The sequence below is a fragment of the Trebonia kvetii genome (genome assembly GCF_007827045.1).
Taxonomy (GTDB): Bacteria; Actinomycetota; Actinomycetes; order Streptosporangiales; family Streptosporangiaceae; genus Trebonia; species Trebonia kvetii.
Genome location: NZ_RPFW01000001.1, coordinates 1,367,223 through 1,382,894 on the forward strand (window position 1 = coordinate 1,367,223; position 15,672 = coordinate 1,382,894).

At 70.3% G+C, this 15,672-nt stretch carries 16 protein-coding genes; 7 read left to right on the forward strand and 9 right to left on the reverse strand.

The features are described from left to right. Nucleotides 1–25 precede the first annotated feature (25 nt). The 5 genes from EAS64_RS06260 to EAS64_RS06280 all read right to left on the reverse strand — a co-directional run bounded on the left by EAS64_RS06260 (nt 26) and on the right by EAS64_RS06280 (nt 4,541). Nucleotides 26–793, reverse strand: coding sequence for an ABC transporter ATP-binding protein (locus tag EAS64_RS06260; protein WP_145851689.1), 768 nt, complete (start codon nt 791–793; stop codon nt 26–28). Beyond that, nucleotides 774–1,610: an ABC transporter ATP-binding protein gene (locus EAS64_RS06265; protein ID WP_145851690.1), complete on the reverse strand. Its 837-nt coding sequence runs from the start codon at nt 1,608–1,610 to the stop codon at nt 774–776. The genes EAS64_RS06260 and EAS64_RS06265 overlap by 20 nt, the downstream gene beginning before the upstream one ends. Before the next feature lie 128 nt (nt 1,611–1,738). Then, a complete protein-coding gene (locus EAS64_RS06270; RefSeq protein ID WP_187365717.1) occupies nt 1,739–2,713 on the reverse strand; it encodes a ketopantoate reductase family protein in 975 nt (324 codons plus the stop codon). Then, complete coding sequence (locus tag EAS64_RS06275) at nt 2,710–3,696, reverse strand: heme-binding protein (RefSeq protein ID WP_145851692.1); 987 nt, start codon at nt 3,694–3,696, stop codon at nt 2,710–2,712. The genes EAS64_RS06270 and EAS64_RS06275 overlap by 4 nt, the downstream gene beginning before the upstream one ends. 86 nt (nt 3,697–3,782) lie before the next feature. Continuing rightward, entirely contained in the window at nt 3,783–4,541 is a 759-nt protein-coding gene (locus EAS64_RS06280) for an SDR family NAD(P)-dependent oxidoreductase (RefSeq protein WP_145851693.1), read from the reverse strand. A 160-nt stretch (nt 4,542–4,701) separates the two neighbouring features. Here EAS64_RS06280 and EAS64_RS06285 point away from each other — a divergent pair, with 160 nt between their 5' ends. The 4 genes from EAS64_RS06285 to EAS64_RS06300 all read left to right on the forward strand — a co-directional run bounded on the left by EAS64_RS06285 (nt 4,702) and on the right by EAS64_RS06300 (nt 7,855). Continuing rightward, nucleotides 4,702–5,568 (forward strand): IclR family transcriptional regulator, encoded by an 867-nt coding sequence (locus EAS64_RS06285; RefSeq protein ID WP_145851694.1) that lies wholly within the window; start codon nt 4,702–4,704, stop codon nt 5,566–5,568. A 145-nt stretch (nt 5,569–5,713) separates the two neighbouring features. Beyond that, nucleotides 5,714–5,911: a (2Fe-2S)-binding protein gene (locus tag EAS64_RS06290; protein ID WP_145851695.1), complete on the forward strand. Its 198-nt coding sequence runs from the start codon at nt 5,714–5,716 to the stop codon at nt 5,909–5,911. Nucleotides 5,912–6,007: 96 nt separating this feature from the next. Next, a complete protein-coding gene (bfr, locus tag EAS64_RS06295; RefSeq protein WP_145851696.1) occupies nt 6,008–6,487 on the forward strand; it encodes a bacterioferritin in 480 nt (159 codons plus the stop codon). A 72-nt stretch (nt 6,488–6,559) separates the two neighbouring features. Beyond that, nucleotides 6,560–7,855: an ABC-2 transporter permease gene (locus EAS64_RS06300; protein WP_222849038.1), complete on the forward strand. Its 1,296-nt coding sequence runs from the start codon at nt 6,560–6,562 to the stop codon at nt 7,853–7,855. 17 nt (nt 7,856–7,872) lie between these two features. Here the strand turns inward: EAS64_RS06300 and EAS64_RS06305 are convergent, their stop codons facing one another. Together EAS64_RS06305 and rho are read right to left on the reverse strand one after the other, a co-directional pair. Beyond that, nucleotides 7,873–8,469, reverse strand: a complete 597-nt coding sequence (locus EAS64_RS06305) for a DinB family protein (RefSeq protein ID WP_187365718.1) — start codon at nt 8,467–8,469, stop codon at nt 7,873–7,875. 148 nt (nt 8,470–8,617) lie between these two features. Next, nucleotides 8,618–9,805, reverse strand: a complete 1,188-nt coding sequence (gene rho, locus EAS64_RS06310; protein ID WP_187365797.1) for a transcription termination factor Rho — start codon at nt 9,803–9,805, stop codon at nt 8,618–8,620. A gap of 355 nt (nt 9,806–10,160) precedes the next feature. On the opposite strand from rho, the gene EAS64_RS06315 reads away from it, so the two are divergent. After that, nucleotides 10,161–11,345 carry a glycoside hydrolase family 1 protein gene (locus tag EAS64_RS06315; RefSeq protein WP_246115541.1) on the forward strand — a complete coding sequence of 395 codons (1,185 nt, stop codon included), beginning with the start codon at nt 10,161–10,163 and terminating at the stop codon, nt 11,343–11,345. A gap of 77 nt (nt 11,346–11,422) precedes the next feature. Here the strand turns inward: EAS64_RS06315 and EAS64_RS06320 are convergent, their stop codons facing one another. After that, a complete protein-coding gene (locus tag EAS64_RS06320) occupies nt 11,423–11,893 on the reverse strand; it encodes a winged helix-turn-helix transcriptional regulator (protein WP_145851700.1) in 471 nt (156 codons plus the stop codon). Nucleotides 11,894–11,956: 63 nt separating this feature from the next. Here EAS64_RS06320 and EAS64_RS06325 point away from each other — a divergent pair, with 63 nt between their 5' ends. Beyond that, complete coding sequence (locus EAS64_RS06325; protein ID WP_145851701.1) at nt 11,957–12,490, forward strand: PaaI family thioesterase; 534 nt, start codon at nt 11,957–11,959, stop codon at nt 12,488–12,490. Between the two features lie 675 nt (nt 12,491–13,165). Here the strand turns inward: EAS64_RS06325 and EAS64_RS06330 are convergent. Further along, complete coding sequence (locus EAS64_RS06330; protein WP_246115542.1) at nt 13,166–14,770, reverse strand: MFS transporter; 1,605 nt, start codon at nt 14,768–14,770, stop codon at nt 13,166–13,168. Between the two features lie 95 nt (nt 14,771–14,865). Between EAS64_RS06330 and EAS64_RS06335 the strand changes: the two genes are divergently transcribed. After that, nucleotides 14,866–15,606, forward strand: a complete 741-nt coding sequence (locus tag EAS64_RS06335) for a TetR/AcrR family transcriptional regulator (protein WP_222849039.1) — start codon at nt 14,866–14,868, stop codon at nt 15,604–15,606. The last annotated feature ends 66 nt before the right edge of the window (nt 15,607–15,672 follow it).

Genomic DNA, 15,672 nt, shown 5'->3' on the forward strand with positions numbered 1-15,672 from the left:
AGGTGCCGTGGCCAGGTGGCCGTGGTCAGGCGGCGGTCTCGCCGAGGTAGCTGGCGGCGAGCAGCTCGCGGCTCTCGCGCAGCCGCGCGGCGGGTCCCTCGAGGCTGATCTGGCCGTGCGTGAGGATGTAGGCGCGGTCGGCGATCTGCAGCGCGAGCGCGACGTGCTGCTCGACGAACAGCACGCTGGTGCCGAGCTCGCCGGCGACCCTGCGCAGGATGGGCAGCAGGCGCTCGACGATGACCGGGGCGAGCCCGAGGCTCATCTCATCGACGAGCAGCAGGCTGGGGCGGGTAACCAGGGCCCGGCCGACGGCCAGCATCTGCTGCTCGCCGCCGGATAGCAGGCCGGCCTTGCGGTCCAGGCACTTGGCGAGTTCGGGGAGCATCTCGAGCAGTTCCCGCTCGCTGGCCCTGCTGTTTCCGCCGACACTGCCGCGGCCGCCGCGCCCGCCTGCCAGCCGCAGGTGCTCCCGGACCGTGAGCCCGGGGAACAGCGCGCGGCCCTCTGGCACGAGCGCCATGCCACGGCGGGCCAGGACGTGCGCCGCGGTGCCCGCCACGTCGCGCCCGGACACCTTGATCGTGCCGGAGATCGGCCGGTGCAGCCCGGCGATGGTTTCCAGCGTCGTCGTCTTGCCGGCGCCGTTCGGGCCGAGCAGCGCGACGACCTCGCCGTGGCCGACCGCCAGGTTCAGCTCGCGGACGACAGGGATTCCCTGGTAGCCCGCGGACAGCTCGCTGACGGCCAGTGCGGTCTCCTGGCCGCCGGTGCTACGCGCCGCTTCCGGCATGCTGTCCTCCTAGGTACGCCTCGATGACGCGCGGGTCCTCGCGGATCACCGCGGGGGTGCCGTCGGCGATCCGGCGGCCGAAGTCGAGCACCGTCAGGTGATCGCACACGCTGAGCACGAGCCCCATGTCGTGATCGATGAGGAAGACCGTCACGCCGTGCTCTTCGGGCAGCGTCCGCAGCCGGCGGCCGAGCTCGAGGCTTTCCGTGGTGTCGAGACCCGCCGCGGGCTCGTCGAGCAGCACAAGGCGAGGTCGGCGGGCCAGTGCGCGGGCGATGCCGACCAGCTTGCGCCTGCCGAGTGAGATCTGTGCCGGGTAGCGGTCCGCGACATCCTCGAGGCCGCAGACGGAGATGGCCCAGTCGACGCTGTCCCTATTGGTGCGGTCCCCGTCGGCTGGCCGCCGCGGCAGGACCAGCTCCCGCAGCGCCAAGCCGAGAGTGACCCGCTCGCTCGCCACGAGCAGGTTCTCCTCAACCGTCAGGTCGTCGAACAGCTCACCGGACTGGAAGGTACGCGCGAGCCCGAGCCGTGCCCGCTGGTAGGGGCGCAGCCCGCCGATCTCGCGGCCGCCGAAGACAATCCGCCCCGCGGCGGGCCGCGTGTACCCGGTAAGTGCGTCGACCATCGAGGTCTTGCCCGCGCCGTTCGGGCCGATCAGCCCGTAGATCGTGCCCTCGGCGATCCGCAGGTCCACGTCGGAGACGGCGACGACGCCGCCGTAGGTCACGCGCAGGCCGCTGACCTCGAGCAGCGGGGGCCTGGCCCCGGCGGCCGAGGGTGGGGTGGCAGCGGTCACGGTTCCCCTCACTTTCATTCCGTGAAAGCTATTTTCATTTCATTCAGGTTAAGAGGCGGGTAGGGGGTTGTCCACCGGCCGGCGATTACGAGTTGGCGACACAGGGCGGCTGGCGCGTTCGGTGGCACGCGCGGTGCGGACTCCCGCTAGCCCGACCAGGAAGACTCGAGTCCCTTGACGAGCGCCACCATGCAGTCGTGCAGTGGCGTGGGCACGCCGGTCCGCCGCCCCTCGGCGGCGATACCGCCATTGAGCACGTCGATCTCGGTTGCCCGGCGGGCAAGCACGTCCTGGAGCATGCTCGGCTTGTGGCCGTATGCCTCCGCGATGGCCTCGTCGACCGCCTCATGCGGCGGCCGCACCGGCACGATGCCCGCACGTGTGCACACGGCGAGCGCCTCCGCGATCAGCCCGTCGACCTGGCGGCGCAGCGCCTCATCGGTGCACACGCGGCCGACCGGCAGCCCGGTCAGCGCGGCGAGCGGGCTGGTGGCGGCGTTGAAAATGACTTTCGTCCACTGCGGACCGCGGGCGTCGGCAAGCGCGTGGGTGCGCAGGCCGCCCTCGGTGAGCAGGCCCGCGAGCCGTTCGACCGCGCACATCGGCGCGGGACTCGGCTCGAAGGGACCGAACCACGAGTCACCCGGCGCGTCGTACCTGACCACGCCGGGCGCGGCCACCGCGCCGGCCGGGACGATGCTGCCCCTGATGACGTGCGGCACTGCCTCGGCGATGACCTCCTCATTGCCCAGGCCGTTTTGCACGCTCACGACCGCCGCGTCCGCCAAGGCCGCCCGCGCGCCGTCGACGGCCGCCCTGGTGTGCAGCGCCTTGGTCGCGACGATGCCGAAGTCACACGCCGGGAGATCGCGGCCTTCGGTTGTCGCGCTGACCTCGGCGGTGAAGTCCGCGACCCCGGTGACCCGCAGCCCGTGCTCCCTTATCGCCGCCATGTGCTCGGCCCAGGGGTCGACGACCCACACCTCGGTCCCCGGCACACGGGCCAGGTGCGCGGCGTACAGGCTGCCGATCGCGCCGCAGCCGATGACCGCGATGCGGACCGTGTCGCCGTCGCCGTCCGTCGGGCGGCTCGCGGGGTGGCTCGCGGGGTGGCGGCTCACGTGGCTGCCAGTGCGGCCCTGGCGATCTCGGCGCACACGGCGGGATCGCCGCCACCGACGCCGAGGCCCGCGACCAGCCGTCCTGCGTCGTTGACCGGCAGGCCGCCGGGAATGCCGGCGACCGGCGGCACGACGAGCGCGCTCAGCGCGGCGACCGGGCCGAAGCGGGACTCGAGTTCGCCGCTTTCGCAGTCGAATAGCGCCGCGGCGCCGGCGGCGGCCTGCGCGATGGCCACGCCGCCCGCCGGCGCGCCGTCCATCAGATCCTGCTGTATGGGGTCTCCGCCGCGGTCAAGCACGGCGACCGCGACCCGCACGCCACGCGCTCGCGCCTCCGCCATGACGGCATCGCACAGCGCCCTGGCCCAGTCGAGCTGCGCCTGCAGGCTCGCCGGCGGCGCGGTGGCCATGCCGAGGCTGTCGGCCGGATCGACGACGAGATCACCGAACCGCTGCTGCCAGCGCTTGCCGTCATCACCGTGCTGCCCGGCGTAGGGGATGCCGAGGGCGTAGGCGATCAGCAGATCCTCCGGGTTGGCCGGCCTGCCGTCCGCGCTCACCGCCCGCGGGTCGATGCCGTCGGGAAAGAACGGGCTGACGGTCGCGCCGGAGGCCGCGATGCCCGCGACCACCACGCCGCCGTCGCTCACCGCCATGCCGCCGGCGCCGGGGAACACCGCCTCGGGAGAGGCCTGGGCGAACCCGGTCGCCACCGGCGGCGCGATCGTCGTCATCCGGTGCAGGTGTTCCGAGCTCGGTATCTGCTGTGTCGCGGAGATCCAGGCCTTCGACCTGGCGCGGGTCATGCCGCCTGGTCCGCCCGCGTCCATCCGGGAGGCCGTGATCAGGCTGCCGGACGCACCCACGACGGCGATCGCGCCGCGCAGGCCAAGCTGCTCGGCCTTGTCCACCGCGCGCCGCGCCAGCGCACGTGCCTCGGCGAGGCCCAGGTCCCGCGGGTGCGGCCGCACTGCCTCACTCATCGCGTCTCACGCCTTTCTTCTCTCGGCTAGCTGATATCCGTTGCTGGCCCTTCCCATCGGCCGGCGGTCGCTGCCGCACACGGCGGTCAGACCAGGGTGCGCCCGCCGTCCACGTACAGCACCTGCCCGGTGATGAAGCGCGCGCGGTCGGAGGCGAGGAACGTGACCGCGTCGGCCACCTCGTCAGGCCGCCCGAGCCGTTCGGCCGGCACGAGCGCCTCGAGGCTCTGCCTGTTGTTGTCCTTGTCCAAGTAGGCCCTGGTCAGGCTGGTCTCGATATAGCCGGGTGCGACCGCGTTGACCGTGACGCCGAAGCCGCCCCACTCGCGCGCCATGACCCGGAGCAGCTGGTTCATCCCGCCCTTGGTCGCCGCGTAGGGCGCGTGATGCGGGTGGGCGAGCAGGCCGGAGACCGACGAGACGAAGATCATCCGGCCGTACCGCTGCTCGACCATGAGCCGGCCGACCGCCTGGCCGAGCCAGTACGCCGACGACAGGTTCAGGTTGACCGTGTCCGCCCAGTCGTCGTCGCCGAGATCGAGAATCGGCTTGCGTACGTTGCGCCCGACGGCGTGCAGGAAGACCTGCGGCGTGCCGACGAGCCCGGCCGCCTCGCTGACCGCGGCCCGGCAGGCGTCGGCCGTGCGCAGGTCGGCGAGCAGCGGCCTGATCTCATGCCCGGCCTCCTTGGCCGCCCGCGCGACCGTATCGAGGTTCTCCTGGTTCACGTCGACGAGCGCGACGAGCGCGCCGCACGCGGCGAGGCTGAGCGCACTGGCCCCGCCGAGCCCGCCGGCTCCGAATACCAGGGTCGGCCGTCGGTCGAGCGTGAGCCAGTCCTGCATGAGCCTCTGTCTTTCTGTCGCTTATTCTCGTATGATGAAAGTGGCTTTCAAAATTCGTACTTCAAGCACCGTAGCCGACCCGCCGCGCGGCTGTCTAGGCTCCGCTTTCGCCGACTCCACGTAAGCTGTCGGTGGTCCGAGCACCGAGGAGGAAGCACCCATGCCCCGCCGTACCGCCACCTCCTCCCCCGCTGGGCCGCGGGCTGCCGGGCCGCGGGCCGCCGCCGGAACGTCCGAAGGCGCTGAACGCCCGGACTACCGGGTCGAGGCGCTCGCCAAGGGGCTGCGCATCCTGTCCCTGTTCGACGAGAAGCGGCCGACCTGGCGTGTCAGTGATCTGGCTACGGCGGCTCAGCTGCCGATGCCGACCGTGTACCGGGTGGTCATGACGCTCGCCGCCGAGGGCTACCTCGATCACCTGCCGAACGGCGACTACCGGCCAGGGGTCCGCACGCTGACCCTCGGCACCGCGGCTCTGCGCAGCCTGGACCTGGTAGCCATCGCCACGCCGAGGCTCAGGGAACTCGGCGACCGCACCGGGGAGACGGTGAACCTGGCGGTGCTCAGCGGCGACCGCGTGCTCTACCTGATCCGGCTGCGCAATTCCGACCTGGTGACCGCCAACATCCAGGTGGGATCGACGCTGCCCGCGGTGCACACGTCGATCGGCAAGCTCCTCCTAGCCCACCTGGACGAGCAAGACCTCGCCGCCCGCATCACCGACGCCTCCTTCGCGGCCAACTCGGGCCCGAACGCGAAGCTGTCACTCGCCGAACTGCGCGAGGAGCTCGCCGCCATCCGCGGCCAGGGCTGGGCGATGCAGGACGAGGAGCTCGCCTACGGACTCCGCTCGGTGGCCGCACCGATCACCAGCCCGGACGGCCGCGTGCTGGCGGGCGTCAACCTGGCGGTCCAGGCGCAGGACTGGTCGTCACAGCGGATCGTCCGCGAGCTCAAGCCTGCCGTGCTCGCGGCCTGCGCGGACATCTCCGCGCTGCTGTCCGACGCGAACACCGGCTCGCTCTGACATCCGGCCCTCTCGTCCGAATATCACGCCGAGTTACTCATTGCTGGCTGTCCGTTATGCTTCTCTGCGCCTCTTTACTGCGATAGGTCAGTTAGGGTAGCCTAACCATACTGACCAGACGCGGCCCGGAAGGAGCGGCGAGGTAGTGTACGCGTGCATCTGCCGCGCCGTGACGACCGATGAGGTAAGCGCGGCCATCGATGAGGGCGCCGCCACGGTGAAGGCGGTGGCCAAGGCCACCCGCGCCTGCACCCTGTGCGGGATGTGCCGGGTCCGCATCTCGGCCATGCTCGCCGAGCGGTCCGCCGAATGCCCGGTCCACGGGCTGCCCGCCATCGCCTGAATCCTTCGCGGAAGATCGTGTTCACCGGATTACTCTTCGTGACTTAACTTCAGCGTGTCATGACCGTAACGGCCCGTAGCGGGCTATGGTGAGCAGATGCGCGGAGACGACCGGGTGATCGAATTCCTGAACGAGCAGCTCACCGCCGAGCTCACGGCGATCAACCAGTACTTCCTGCACGCCAAGATGCAGGAGAACCTCGGCTGGGTGAAGATCGCCAAGCACACTAAGCACGAGTCGTACGACGAGATGCGGCACGCGGAAAAGCTGACCGACCGCATCTTGTTCCTCGACGGGCTGCCGAACTACCAGCGTCTCTTCCCGCTCCGCATCGGCCAGACGATAACCCAGATGCTGGACGCCGACCTGGCCGTGGAGGTCGAGGCGGTGGACCGGCTGCGGCGCGGCATCGAGTACATGCGCAGCACGGGCGACGTCACGAGCGCCAACATCTTCGAGGACATTCTCGCTGACGAGGAAGAGCATATCGACTACCTCGAGACGCAGCTCGGCCTGATCACCCAGCTCGGCGAGCCGCTCTACCTGGCACAGCTCGTCGAGCAGCCCGACGACTGACCAGTCCCGCCGCAGTTCGCACGTTCCGTATGCGTTGAGTTAGCGCATGGTGGCGCCGGGAACATCGTCTCCATGCACCAGCGACCAGCGGGGACAAGGTGGCGCGGCTTCGCGGCCGAGGCAAGGGACGCGGTTACGCCGCGCGCGTTCCTGCTCGTCTGCGGCATCGGGCTGCTCCAGCTGGCGTTCATCGCCTCCTATATCGGCGCCTTTCACCGGCCGGCACCGCATCAGATTCCGGTCTCGGTAACCGCGCCGGCCGCCGCGGCTGCCGGGCGCGCCGCGGCGCAGCTCAGCGCCCTGCCCGGCGATCCGCTCGACGCCACCGCGGTGCCCGACCGCGCCACCGGGCTGTCCAAGCTGCGCGACCGGTCCAGCTACGGCGTGCTAGAGATCAGCGTCTCAGGAAACACCGACCGGCTGACCGTGGCCAGTGCAGCGGGCACGTCCACCGTCAACGCGCTGACCTCCGTGCTCCAGACGACCGAGGCGCGCTCGGGCCGCCGGCTGACCGTCGTGGACATCCGGCCGCCCGCGTCGGGAGACCACAACGGGCTCTCCGCGTTCTACCTGGTCATCGGCTGGATGATCGGCGGTTACCTGGCGGCGTCACTGCTCGGCCTGAGCTCGGGTGCGCGGTCCGCCAACGTCAACAGGATCACCATCCGGCTGATCGCCCTTGCGCTGTACGCCGCGGTCACCGCACTGCTCGGCGCGCTGATCGTCGGCCCCTGGCTGCACGCGCTGCCCACCGACACCCTCGGCCTGTGGGGCATCGGCACCCTGGTGGTCTTCGCCGCCGGCGCGTTCACCACCGCCCTGATGACGATGGCCGGCATCATCGGCATCGGCATCGCGATCCTGCTGTTCGTCATCGCCGGCAACCCCAGCGCGGGCGGTGCGTACGGATGGCCGCTGCTGCCGCCCTTCTGGGCCGCGATCGGGCCGTGGCTGCCGCCGGGAGCGGGAACCGACGCGGTCCGCGGCGCCGCCTACTTCGGCAACGCGGGCATCACGAGGGACCTGCTCGTCCTCGGCGGGTACGCGGCGGCGGGGCTCGTGCTCAGCTACGCCACGCTCATGCTGCTCGGCCGCGGCCACCGCGGCCACCGCGGGCGGCGCCGGGGCTCCGACGCCGGAGCCGGACCTGACGCTCACGGCGGACGTGACGCCGACGGCCGTGACTTTGGCAGCGGACCTGAGACCAGCAGCGAACCTGCTGCGACTGGTGACGCCAGTGAGCCTGGCGTTGGACCCGACGTCAGCGGCGAACGTGACCCCGGCGGCGGACCCGGTGACCCCGGCGGCGGACCCGGGAGGCCGGACACGGCGGGCGGCGGGGACCTCTCGCCGTCGCCGCAGAGTTAGACCGTCGCCGGTGGCGGTTACTGGCCGACGCGGCCGTCGATGCGCTCGCGGAGCAGGTCGGCGTGGCCGCAGTGCCTGGCGTACTCCTCGATCATGTGGATGATCACGTCGCGCAGTGCCACCGTGCTGCCGTCAGGCATCGGGCTGCGGACGCCCAGGTCGTCGGTGGCTGCGATGTACTCGTTGGCGAAGGCGATCTCATCGCGCCAGGCAAGCCAGGCCTCAGCCACCACGGCCGGGTCGGCGGTCGCGCCCGCCCAGTCGGCGTCGGGGATATCGTCGCTCCAGTAAAGCGGCGGTGCGTCGGTCTGTGCCATTACCCGGCGGAACCAGTTGCGCTCCACGTCGGCCATGTGCCTGACGAGGCCGAGCAGCGACATGGTCGAGGGCGGCACCGACCTGCGGGCCAGCTGTTCCGCGTCGAGGCCCTCGCACTTCATCTCAAGGGTCAGCCGGTAACCGCGCAGGTAGCCGAGCATCGTATCCCGCTCGCCATCGACGTCAGTCCCCTCGGTGAACCTCGGGTCCTCCTTCACGTCCATCCACATGCTGGAGTCCGGCCCGAGCGCGTTCCAACGCTCCGGAAGTTCTTCCGTGCTGTTCGGCTCAGTCATGACAGCCACCCTGTCATAGCGGTCCGGACCGTGGACACCCGATATACGCCGGGCGTCGCGTGATGGACACCCCTAAGGGGGCGGCAGGCTGCGGCTCCGGTGCCGCCGGCCGCAGGCCGGGGTGCGACTTACGCCGGCCTGCGGCAGGTCAGCGGGCGGCGCTGATCTGGCGGAGCAGGATCTCGTTCGGGAGAGTGGTCTTCTCGAGGAGCAGCTCGATGGCGTGCTGGCTGTCGAGGGCGGCAAGTGCCCGCCGCAGGCTCACCACGGCGGCGTGCTCACCCGGGCCCATCAGGAGTTCCTCGCGGCGGGTGCCGGAAGGCATCGGGTCGATCGCCGGGAACAGCCGCTTTTCTGCCAGGTCACGGCGGAGGCGCAGCTCCATGTTGCCTGTTCCCTTGAACTCCTCGAACAGGACGCTGTCCAGCTGAGAACCGGTCTCGATGAGCGCGGTGGACAGGATGGTCAGCGAGCCGCCTTCCTCCAGGCAGCGCGCCGCGCCGAGGAACCTTCGCGGCGGTTCGAGCGCGGACGCCGCCACGCCGCCGCTGAGGATGCGGCTGCTCGCGGGGGCGGCCAGGTTGTAGGCGCGGCCGAGCCTGGTGAGCGAGTCGAGCATGACGACCACGTCGCGGCCGAGTTCCGCGAGCCGCTTGGCCCGCTCGATCGCGAGCTCCGCCGCCTGAATGTGGTCGGCGGGCGACTGGTCGAAGGTCGAGGAGATCACCTCGCCGCGGATCAGGCGGCGCAGATCGGTTACCTCTTCCGGGCGCTCGCCGACGAGGACCAGCATGAGGTGCACCTCGGGGTGGCCCTCGGCGATCGCGTGCGCGATCGTCTTGAGCACGGTGGTCTTGCCTGCCTTCGGCGGCGCGACGATGAGACCGCGCTGGCCCTTGCCGATCGGCGCCACCAGGTCGATGATCCGGGCGGCGGGCGACGGGTCGCCGTCTTCGAGCCGCAGACGTTCTCTGGGGTAGATGGGAGTGAGGTTGTCGAACCTCGGCCGGCTTTCCGCCCGGTTCGCGGGCAGGCCGTTGATGGTCGCGACGCCGATCAGGGTCCTGCCGTTACGGCCGTTCCCGGTCGCCGTGCCCTCGATCTGGTCGCCAGCGCGCAGTCCGAACCTGCGGACCTGGGCGGCGCTGAGCGGGATGTCGTTCCTCGACCTTCGGTAGCCGTCGGTCCGCAGGAAACCGCGCCCGTCGCTCAGATCGGCGATGCCCGCGACCGTGATTTCCTGCTTTTCCTGGATTGCCGTCTTGGCTTGTTCTCTGGTTTCTGCTTGGGGTTCTGCTGTGGTTACTGCGTTGATTTCTTCCGCGATTGCGGTCATGGGATCTCCTCTCGAGGAGAGTGAAAAGCGCATGGCGAATAGAGCCGTTGGCATGCGTGGAAGGCAAGCGTGAAACGGCTGCTGAGCAGCGCTATGTCTGATGAGTGAGTATTTCCCTGAAGACTCGGGATCTTCGTCAGCGCCTGTGCTCTGCCTACTTAGGACATGCTCAGGTGAGGCGCTTGGGAGGCTAGCCGGGCCACTCAGATGGGCACCAGGCCAATACTCGAACTGTACCATAAAACACCGGCCAGCGCCAGAGCATTCCCCATCTCGGATCTTTTACGGCGCGGTATCGCGTAATAGGCTGCGCAGCGAGCTTGTCCTACTAGCTTGTCCTACTAGGAGGCATGAGGTGTCATTCACCGTCCCGCTTGACTTCCTCTGGGGTGCGTCGACCTCCGGTCATCAGACCGAGGGCGGCAACGCGAGCAGCGACTGGTGGGTCCTGGAGAACGCGCCGGGCAGCTTCGTGTCCGAGCCCAGCCTGGACGCGGTCGACAGCTTCCACCGCTGGGGCGAGGACATGGACCTGCTAGCGGCGGCGGGGTTCACCGACTACCGGTTCAGCATCGAGTGGGCCAGGATCGAACCCATCACCGGCCGTGTCTCGCGGGCCGCGGTCGCGCACTACCGCGCGATGGTGCTCGGCGCGATCGCGCGCGGCCTGCGCCCGATGGTCACGCTGCACCACTTCACGTCGCCGGCCTGGTTCACGGCCGATGGCGGCTGGACGCACCCGGACGGGATCGCACGGTTCGACCGCTTCGTGGACATCGCGGGAGAGATCCTCGGTGCTGACGTCGGGCACGTGTGCACGATCAACGAGCCGAACATGGTCGCGATCTTCCGGCATGCACTCGACGGCAGTCGCGTCGACCTGCGGAACGGCCTGCCGCCAGCCGATCTCGCGCTGACGGAACGCCTCATCGAGGCACACCAGGCGGCGCGCGCCACGCTGCGCCGCAACAATCCCGGCGCGAAGACCGGCTGGAGCGTGGCCATGCTGGGCATCGAACCGCTCGCTCCGGAGTACCTGGACGCCGCCCGCACTTACGCGGGGGCGCGTGAGACGCGGTTCATCGAGGCAGCGGCGGGCGACGACTGGTTCGGCGTGCAGGCCTACAGCAGGACCCGGGTGCGCGGCACGGCCGCCGACCCTTCCACCGCGGCGCTGCCCGACGACGCCGTCCGCACGCTCACCGGCTGGGAGTACTATCCCGCCGCGCTCGGCAACGCCGTGCGCACGGCCGCAGGCGTGCTCGGTTCCGTTCCGCTCATCGTCACCGAGAACGGCATCGCCACCGGCGACGACGCGCAGCGCATCGCCTACACCGCGGGGGCGCTCGACGGCCTGGCTTCCGTCATGGACGACGGCATCCGAGTCGACGGCTACTTCCACTGGAGCCTGCTCGACAACTACGAGTGGGGCGACTACCGGCCCACCTTCGGCCTCATCGGCGTCGACAGGCGTACGTTCGAGCGCCGGCCGAAACCGTCGCTTGCCTGGCTTGGCGGGCTTCGCCGGCCGGGCGCCTAGCGACAGTAGCCGCGCGCCTTTTGCTGGTTCTGTTGGACTGGCAAGCGACACGCTGTCCTCGCCTGAGCACCGCCTGGTTAGGCCCGCATCCGGCTTCCCGGCCCGGGCTGCACCAGTACATGAGGCCGCTCCCCCAGGTCATGGCCGTCCGCACAGGTGACCGCGACCCTGATCGGCGCGCCGCAGCCGGCGTGCGTGACGATGGCCGGCGGGCCTTCCTGGCCGGCCAGGTGCGAGTCGCCCCATGCCATGAAGGCAAGCAGGACCGGCATCAGGTCGCGGCCCGCCGTGCTGAGCCGGTACTCGAGCCGTTCGCGCGCGCCCGGCTCGCGGTAGGCGGTGCGCTCGACAAGGCCGGCTTCCGCCAGGCGGGCGAGCCTAGCCGACAGCACGTTGCGCGCCACGCCCAGGTGACCGGCCAGCTCGTCGAAGCGGCGGACGCCGTTGGCCACGTCGCGCAGCACCAGGAGCGTCCAGCGATCGCCGATCAGGGCGAGCGTCCTGGCGATCGAGCAGGTGTCGCTGTCGTACGCGCTATACGGCCTCATGACCGGCATGCTACGCGTGCTAGGTTGTTTTCTGAAACTCAGACTCTGGAGAGCGAGGTGGCCATGACGACGACAGCGCCCGATACCGAGCAGGCACGGCAGCGCACCTTCACCTGGTCCGACCCGGTGGCGATCGCCACCGCCGGTGCCGGCCTGAGCGGTGCCGAGTTCTTCGCCGCGATCGGGGAGGGAACGATCCCGCCGCCGCCAGTCATGCGGGCTCTCGACTTCGATGGCGTGGCCTTCGGCGAGGGACAGGCAACCTTCCGGATGACACCGAAGGAATTCCACTACAACCCGCTCGGCACCGTGCACGGCGGCGTGTTCGCGACCATGCTCGACTCGGCCTGCGGCTGCGCGGTGCACACCTTGCTTCCCGCGGGCGTTTTCTACACGAGCCTTGACCTGTCGGTGAAGTTCCTCCGGCCGGTCACGGTCGAAACCGGCCCGATCACCGCCGAAGGCAACGTGGTCCACCTCGGCCGGCGCACGGCACTCGCCGAGGCCAGGATCACCGACGCTGCGGGGAAGGTCTACGTCACGGCCACGAGCAGCTGCCTGCTGATCCGGCCCGACCAGCCCGCGTATCCCTCGTAGCAGCGCGCCGCCTGCCGGAGTTCGAGGGCCGCGTGTTCAGCGATCTCTGTACGGCGCCTATCTCCGCCCGGCAAACACGGCAAATCGGGCGGAGAGTGCCCCCGGCCTCCTGTCGTAGGGTGCCGTGGGACAAGGTATACCGAGTTTGGGGGAACAAACTGGGCCAAATCGGGCGCACTTTTGCCCGCAAGTCAGTACATGTCTGTCCGTGCACCGCCGGCCGCGCCGCCGGAATCGCGGGACGGCCTTCGGTTTCCGGCCAGGCGGGTCTGTGGCCGGGGATCTCGACTGGCTCGGGGCTCGGGGAGCCCGCGGGGCGCGGGTCAGGTGGTTGTGCGGTAGGCGGGTGCGGGCGCGGCGACAACTCCTTCGAGGGCGCGTTCGCGAGGCTGTGGGGCGTGAGCTGACGGCCACGCGGTAGCAAACGCCCGGGCCCAGGCGCCGCCCAACCGGGAAACGCGAAGCCGCATCCGTCCGGGATTCCTTCCTCTCCCGAACGGATGCGGCTTGCTCTCCGGCCCCCGGAGCCTCCTTGCGGCGTGGCGGCCCCGGAAGCGGCTTGACCGGCCCGCCCCCGTGACCGCCTTGCGATGCGGCGGCACGGGAGGCGGGCGGCCGGGGCGGGCGGTGCGGCAGTCCGGGGGGTCGGGGCCCGGGCTGCGTGCCCGCCCCGGGTCAGCGGCCGTCCGCGGGCGCGGCCCCCCTAGTGATGTTCCGGGAGGCGGGCGACTGCGCCGGGACGGAGGCGCGCGCGGTGAGCGGCGTCTCGGCGGTGCCTGAAGCTGTGCCGGGAACCGTGTCGTCAAGGCCTGCAAGCGCCTCGTCAATCGTCAGCTCTCCGGTGCGCCGCGGCCGCAGGGTGACGTAGCTGAGCACGACGCCGGCGGCGAGCAGGCCGATCGTCAGCCACAGGCCCGAGTGGTAGCCGTCGATGAAGGCCTGCGCCTGGCTGACGCCCGACCGGAGCGAGCTTGACTCGCTCGACCTGAGTACCGCGCCGATGACCGTCACGCCGAGCAGGCCCGCGACTTCACGGGAGGCGTTGAGCAGCGCGGAGGCCATGCCCGCCTGCGCAGTGGGCGCGCCGCCGAGCACCGCGTTGGCGAGCGGCACGTTCATCAGGCCAGCGCCGAGGCCGAACAGCACGAACCCTGGCAGCAGCGCGTTGAACGTGGCGCCGGCGCCCAGCTGGGCGAACAGCACTAGGCCGACGGTCATGATCGCCATGCCGAGCGCCACGGTGCGGTGCTCGCCGATGATCGCGGTGACGCGCGGCGAGAGGGTCGCGGCGATGGCCAGGCACAGCGCCATCGGCACGAACGCCATGCCCGCCTTGGTCGGCGAGAAGCCGAGGTTGGCCTGCAGGTACAGCGATGTGAAGAAGTAGATGCCGAGCACGCCGAACGACCAGATCATCATCGTGCCGAGACCGCCGCTGAAGGCAGCGGACCGGAAGATGGGCAGCGGGATCATCGGGTGCGCGCTGCGCGACTCGATCGCGAGGAAGACCGCCGCCGCGACGGCCGCGACCGCGAACGAGCCGACGATCAGCGGCGAGGTCCAGCCCCTGTCGCCGCCCTCGATCAGCGCGTAGGTCAGTGAGAACAGCGCGACCGCGGAGGTGATCAGGCCCGGAATGTCGAGCATCGCGCGGACCCGGCCAGCGGGCGCGCCGTCTTCCGCCACCCTGCCGTGCGACTCGCTGACGAACGGCAGCGCGATCGCGATGGTGACCGCGCCAAGCGGCACGTTGATCAGGAAGATCCAGCCCCAGTGCAGGTGCTGGCTGATCAGCCCGCCGATCGCCGGGCCAAGCGCGAGCCCGAGTGCGCCCACCGCGCTCCAGATGCCGATCGCCGCGGTGCGCTCGCGTGCGTTGGTGAACGTCGCGGCGATGATCGCGAGGCTGGCCGGCATCACGAGCGCGGCGCCGAGGCCCTGGACCGCCCGCGCGGCGATCAGCACGCCCGCGCTTCCCGCCAGGCCCGCGGCGAGCGAGGAGAGGGTGAAGATGGTCAGGCCGATCAGGAACATCCGGCGCCTGCCGAAGACGTCGGCCACCCGGCCGCCGACCAGCAGCAGGCCGCCAAGGACAAGCAGGTAGCTGCTGACGATCCACTCAAGCCCGCTCACCGAAAGGTGCAGGCTGCGCTCGATCGTCGGGAGCGCCACGTTGACCACGTTGTTGTCTAGATAACTCATCAAGGTGGCGAGGCTGACCGCGGTCAGCGCCCACCATCGTGCCCGTCCGGCCATCGCTTCGGCCCTTCCCTCGTTCATATACGACGTACCTGTAAGCCGTACCTGTATGGCGTTCTTATACGCCGTACATGTGCTCATTGCCGATCCTGCCTTGTACGCCGTATAGTTGTCAAGTGACTTCTTCCAGGCAGCCGGCGCGAGTAGCCGGCACGGTAGGCGACCAGCCGCCGGACGAGGGCGAGCGTGTTCGCCTGACCAGGGCCGCCGTGGTCGACCGCGCGCTGGCGCTCGCCGACGCGTCGGGCCTGGAGTCGCTGACGATCCGCAAGCTCGCCACCGAGCTCGGCGTGACGCCGATGGCGCTGTACTGGCACTTCCGCGGCAAGGACGAACTGCTCGAGGGCCTCGCCGAGCGCGTCTGGAGCGAGATCGACATCGCCGCCATCGACCGCACGGCGCCGTGGACGGATCAGCTGCGCGGGCTGCTCGTCTCGCTGCTCACCGTGCTGCGCGCGCACCCGGCCGCGGCGCAATTGCTCGCCAGCTCGGAGAAGCTGAACAACGAGTCCGCGCTTAATGCCACCGAGTTCACGCTGGACATCCTGCGCACCGCCGGATTCAGCCCGCTTGACGCGAGCGCGATCGCCCGCTCCGCGCTGTGGACCGGCCTGATGCTGGTGATGAGCGAGCCGGGCATCGAGCTGATCGACGAGGCGGCGCGGACCGAGCTGCAGCGCAAGAAGCAGGTGACGCTTGCCATGCTGCCGCCTGCCAGGTACCCGCGGCTCGTCGAGTGCGCCATCCCGATGACCGCGTGCGACGATCCCGAGCTGCACTACCAGTTCGGCGTGGAAATGTTCATGGCCGGCGTGACGTCGCTCGCCGCCATCCGGGCCGCGCAGCAGGCGGAATAGCGGCGCACCCGGCAGGACAGCGGCGAGCACGCCGACGGCGAGACAGCGCCTTCCGGTCCTGAGTGA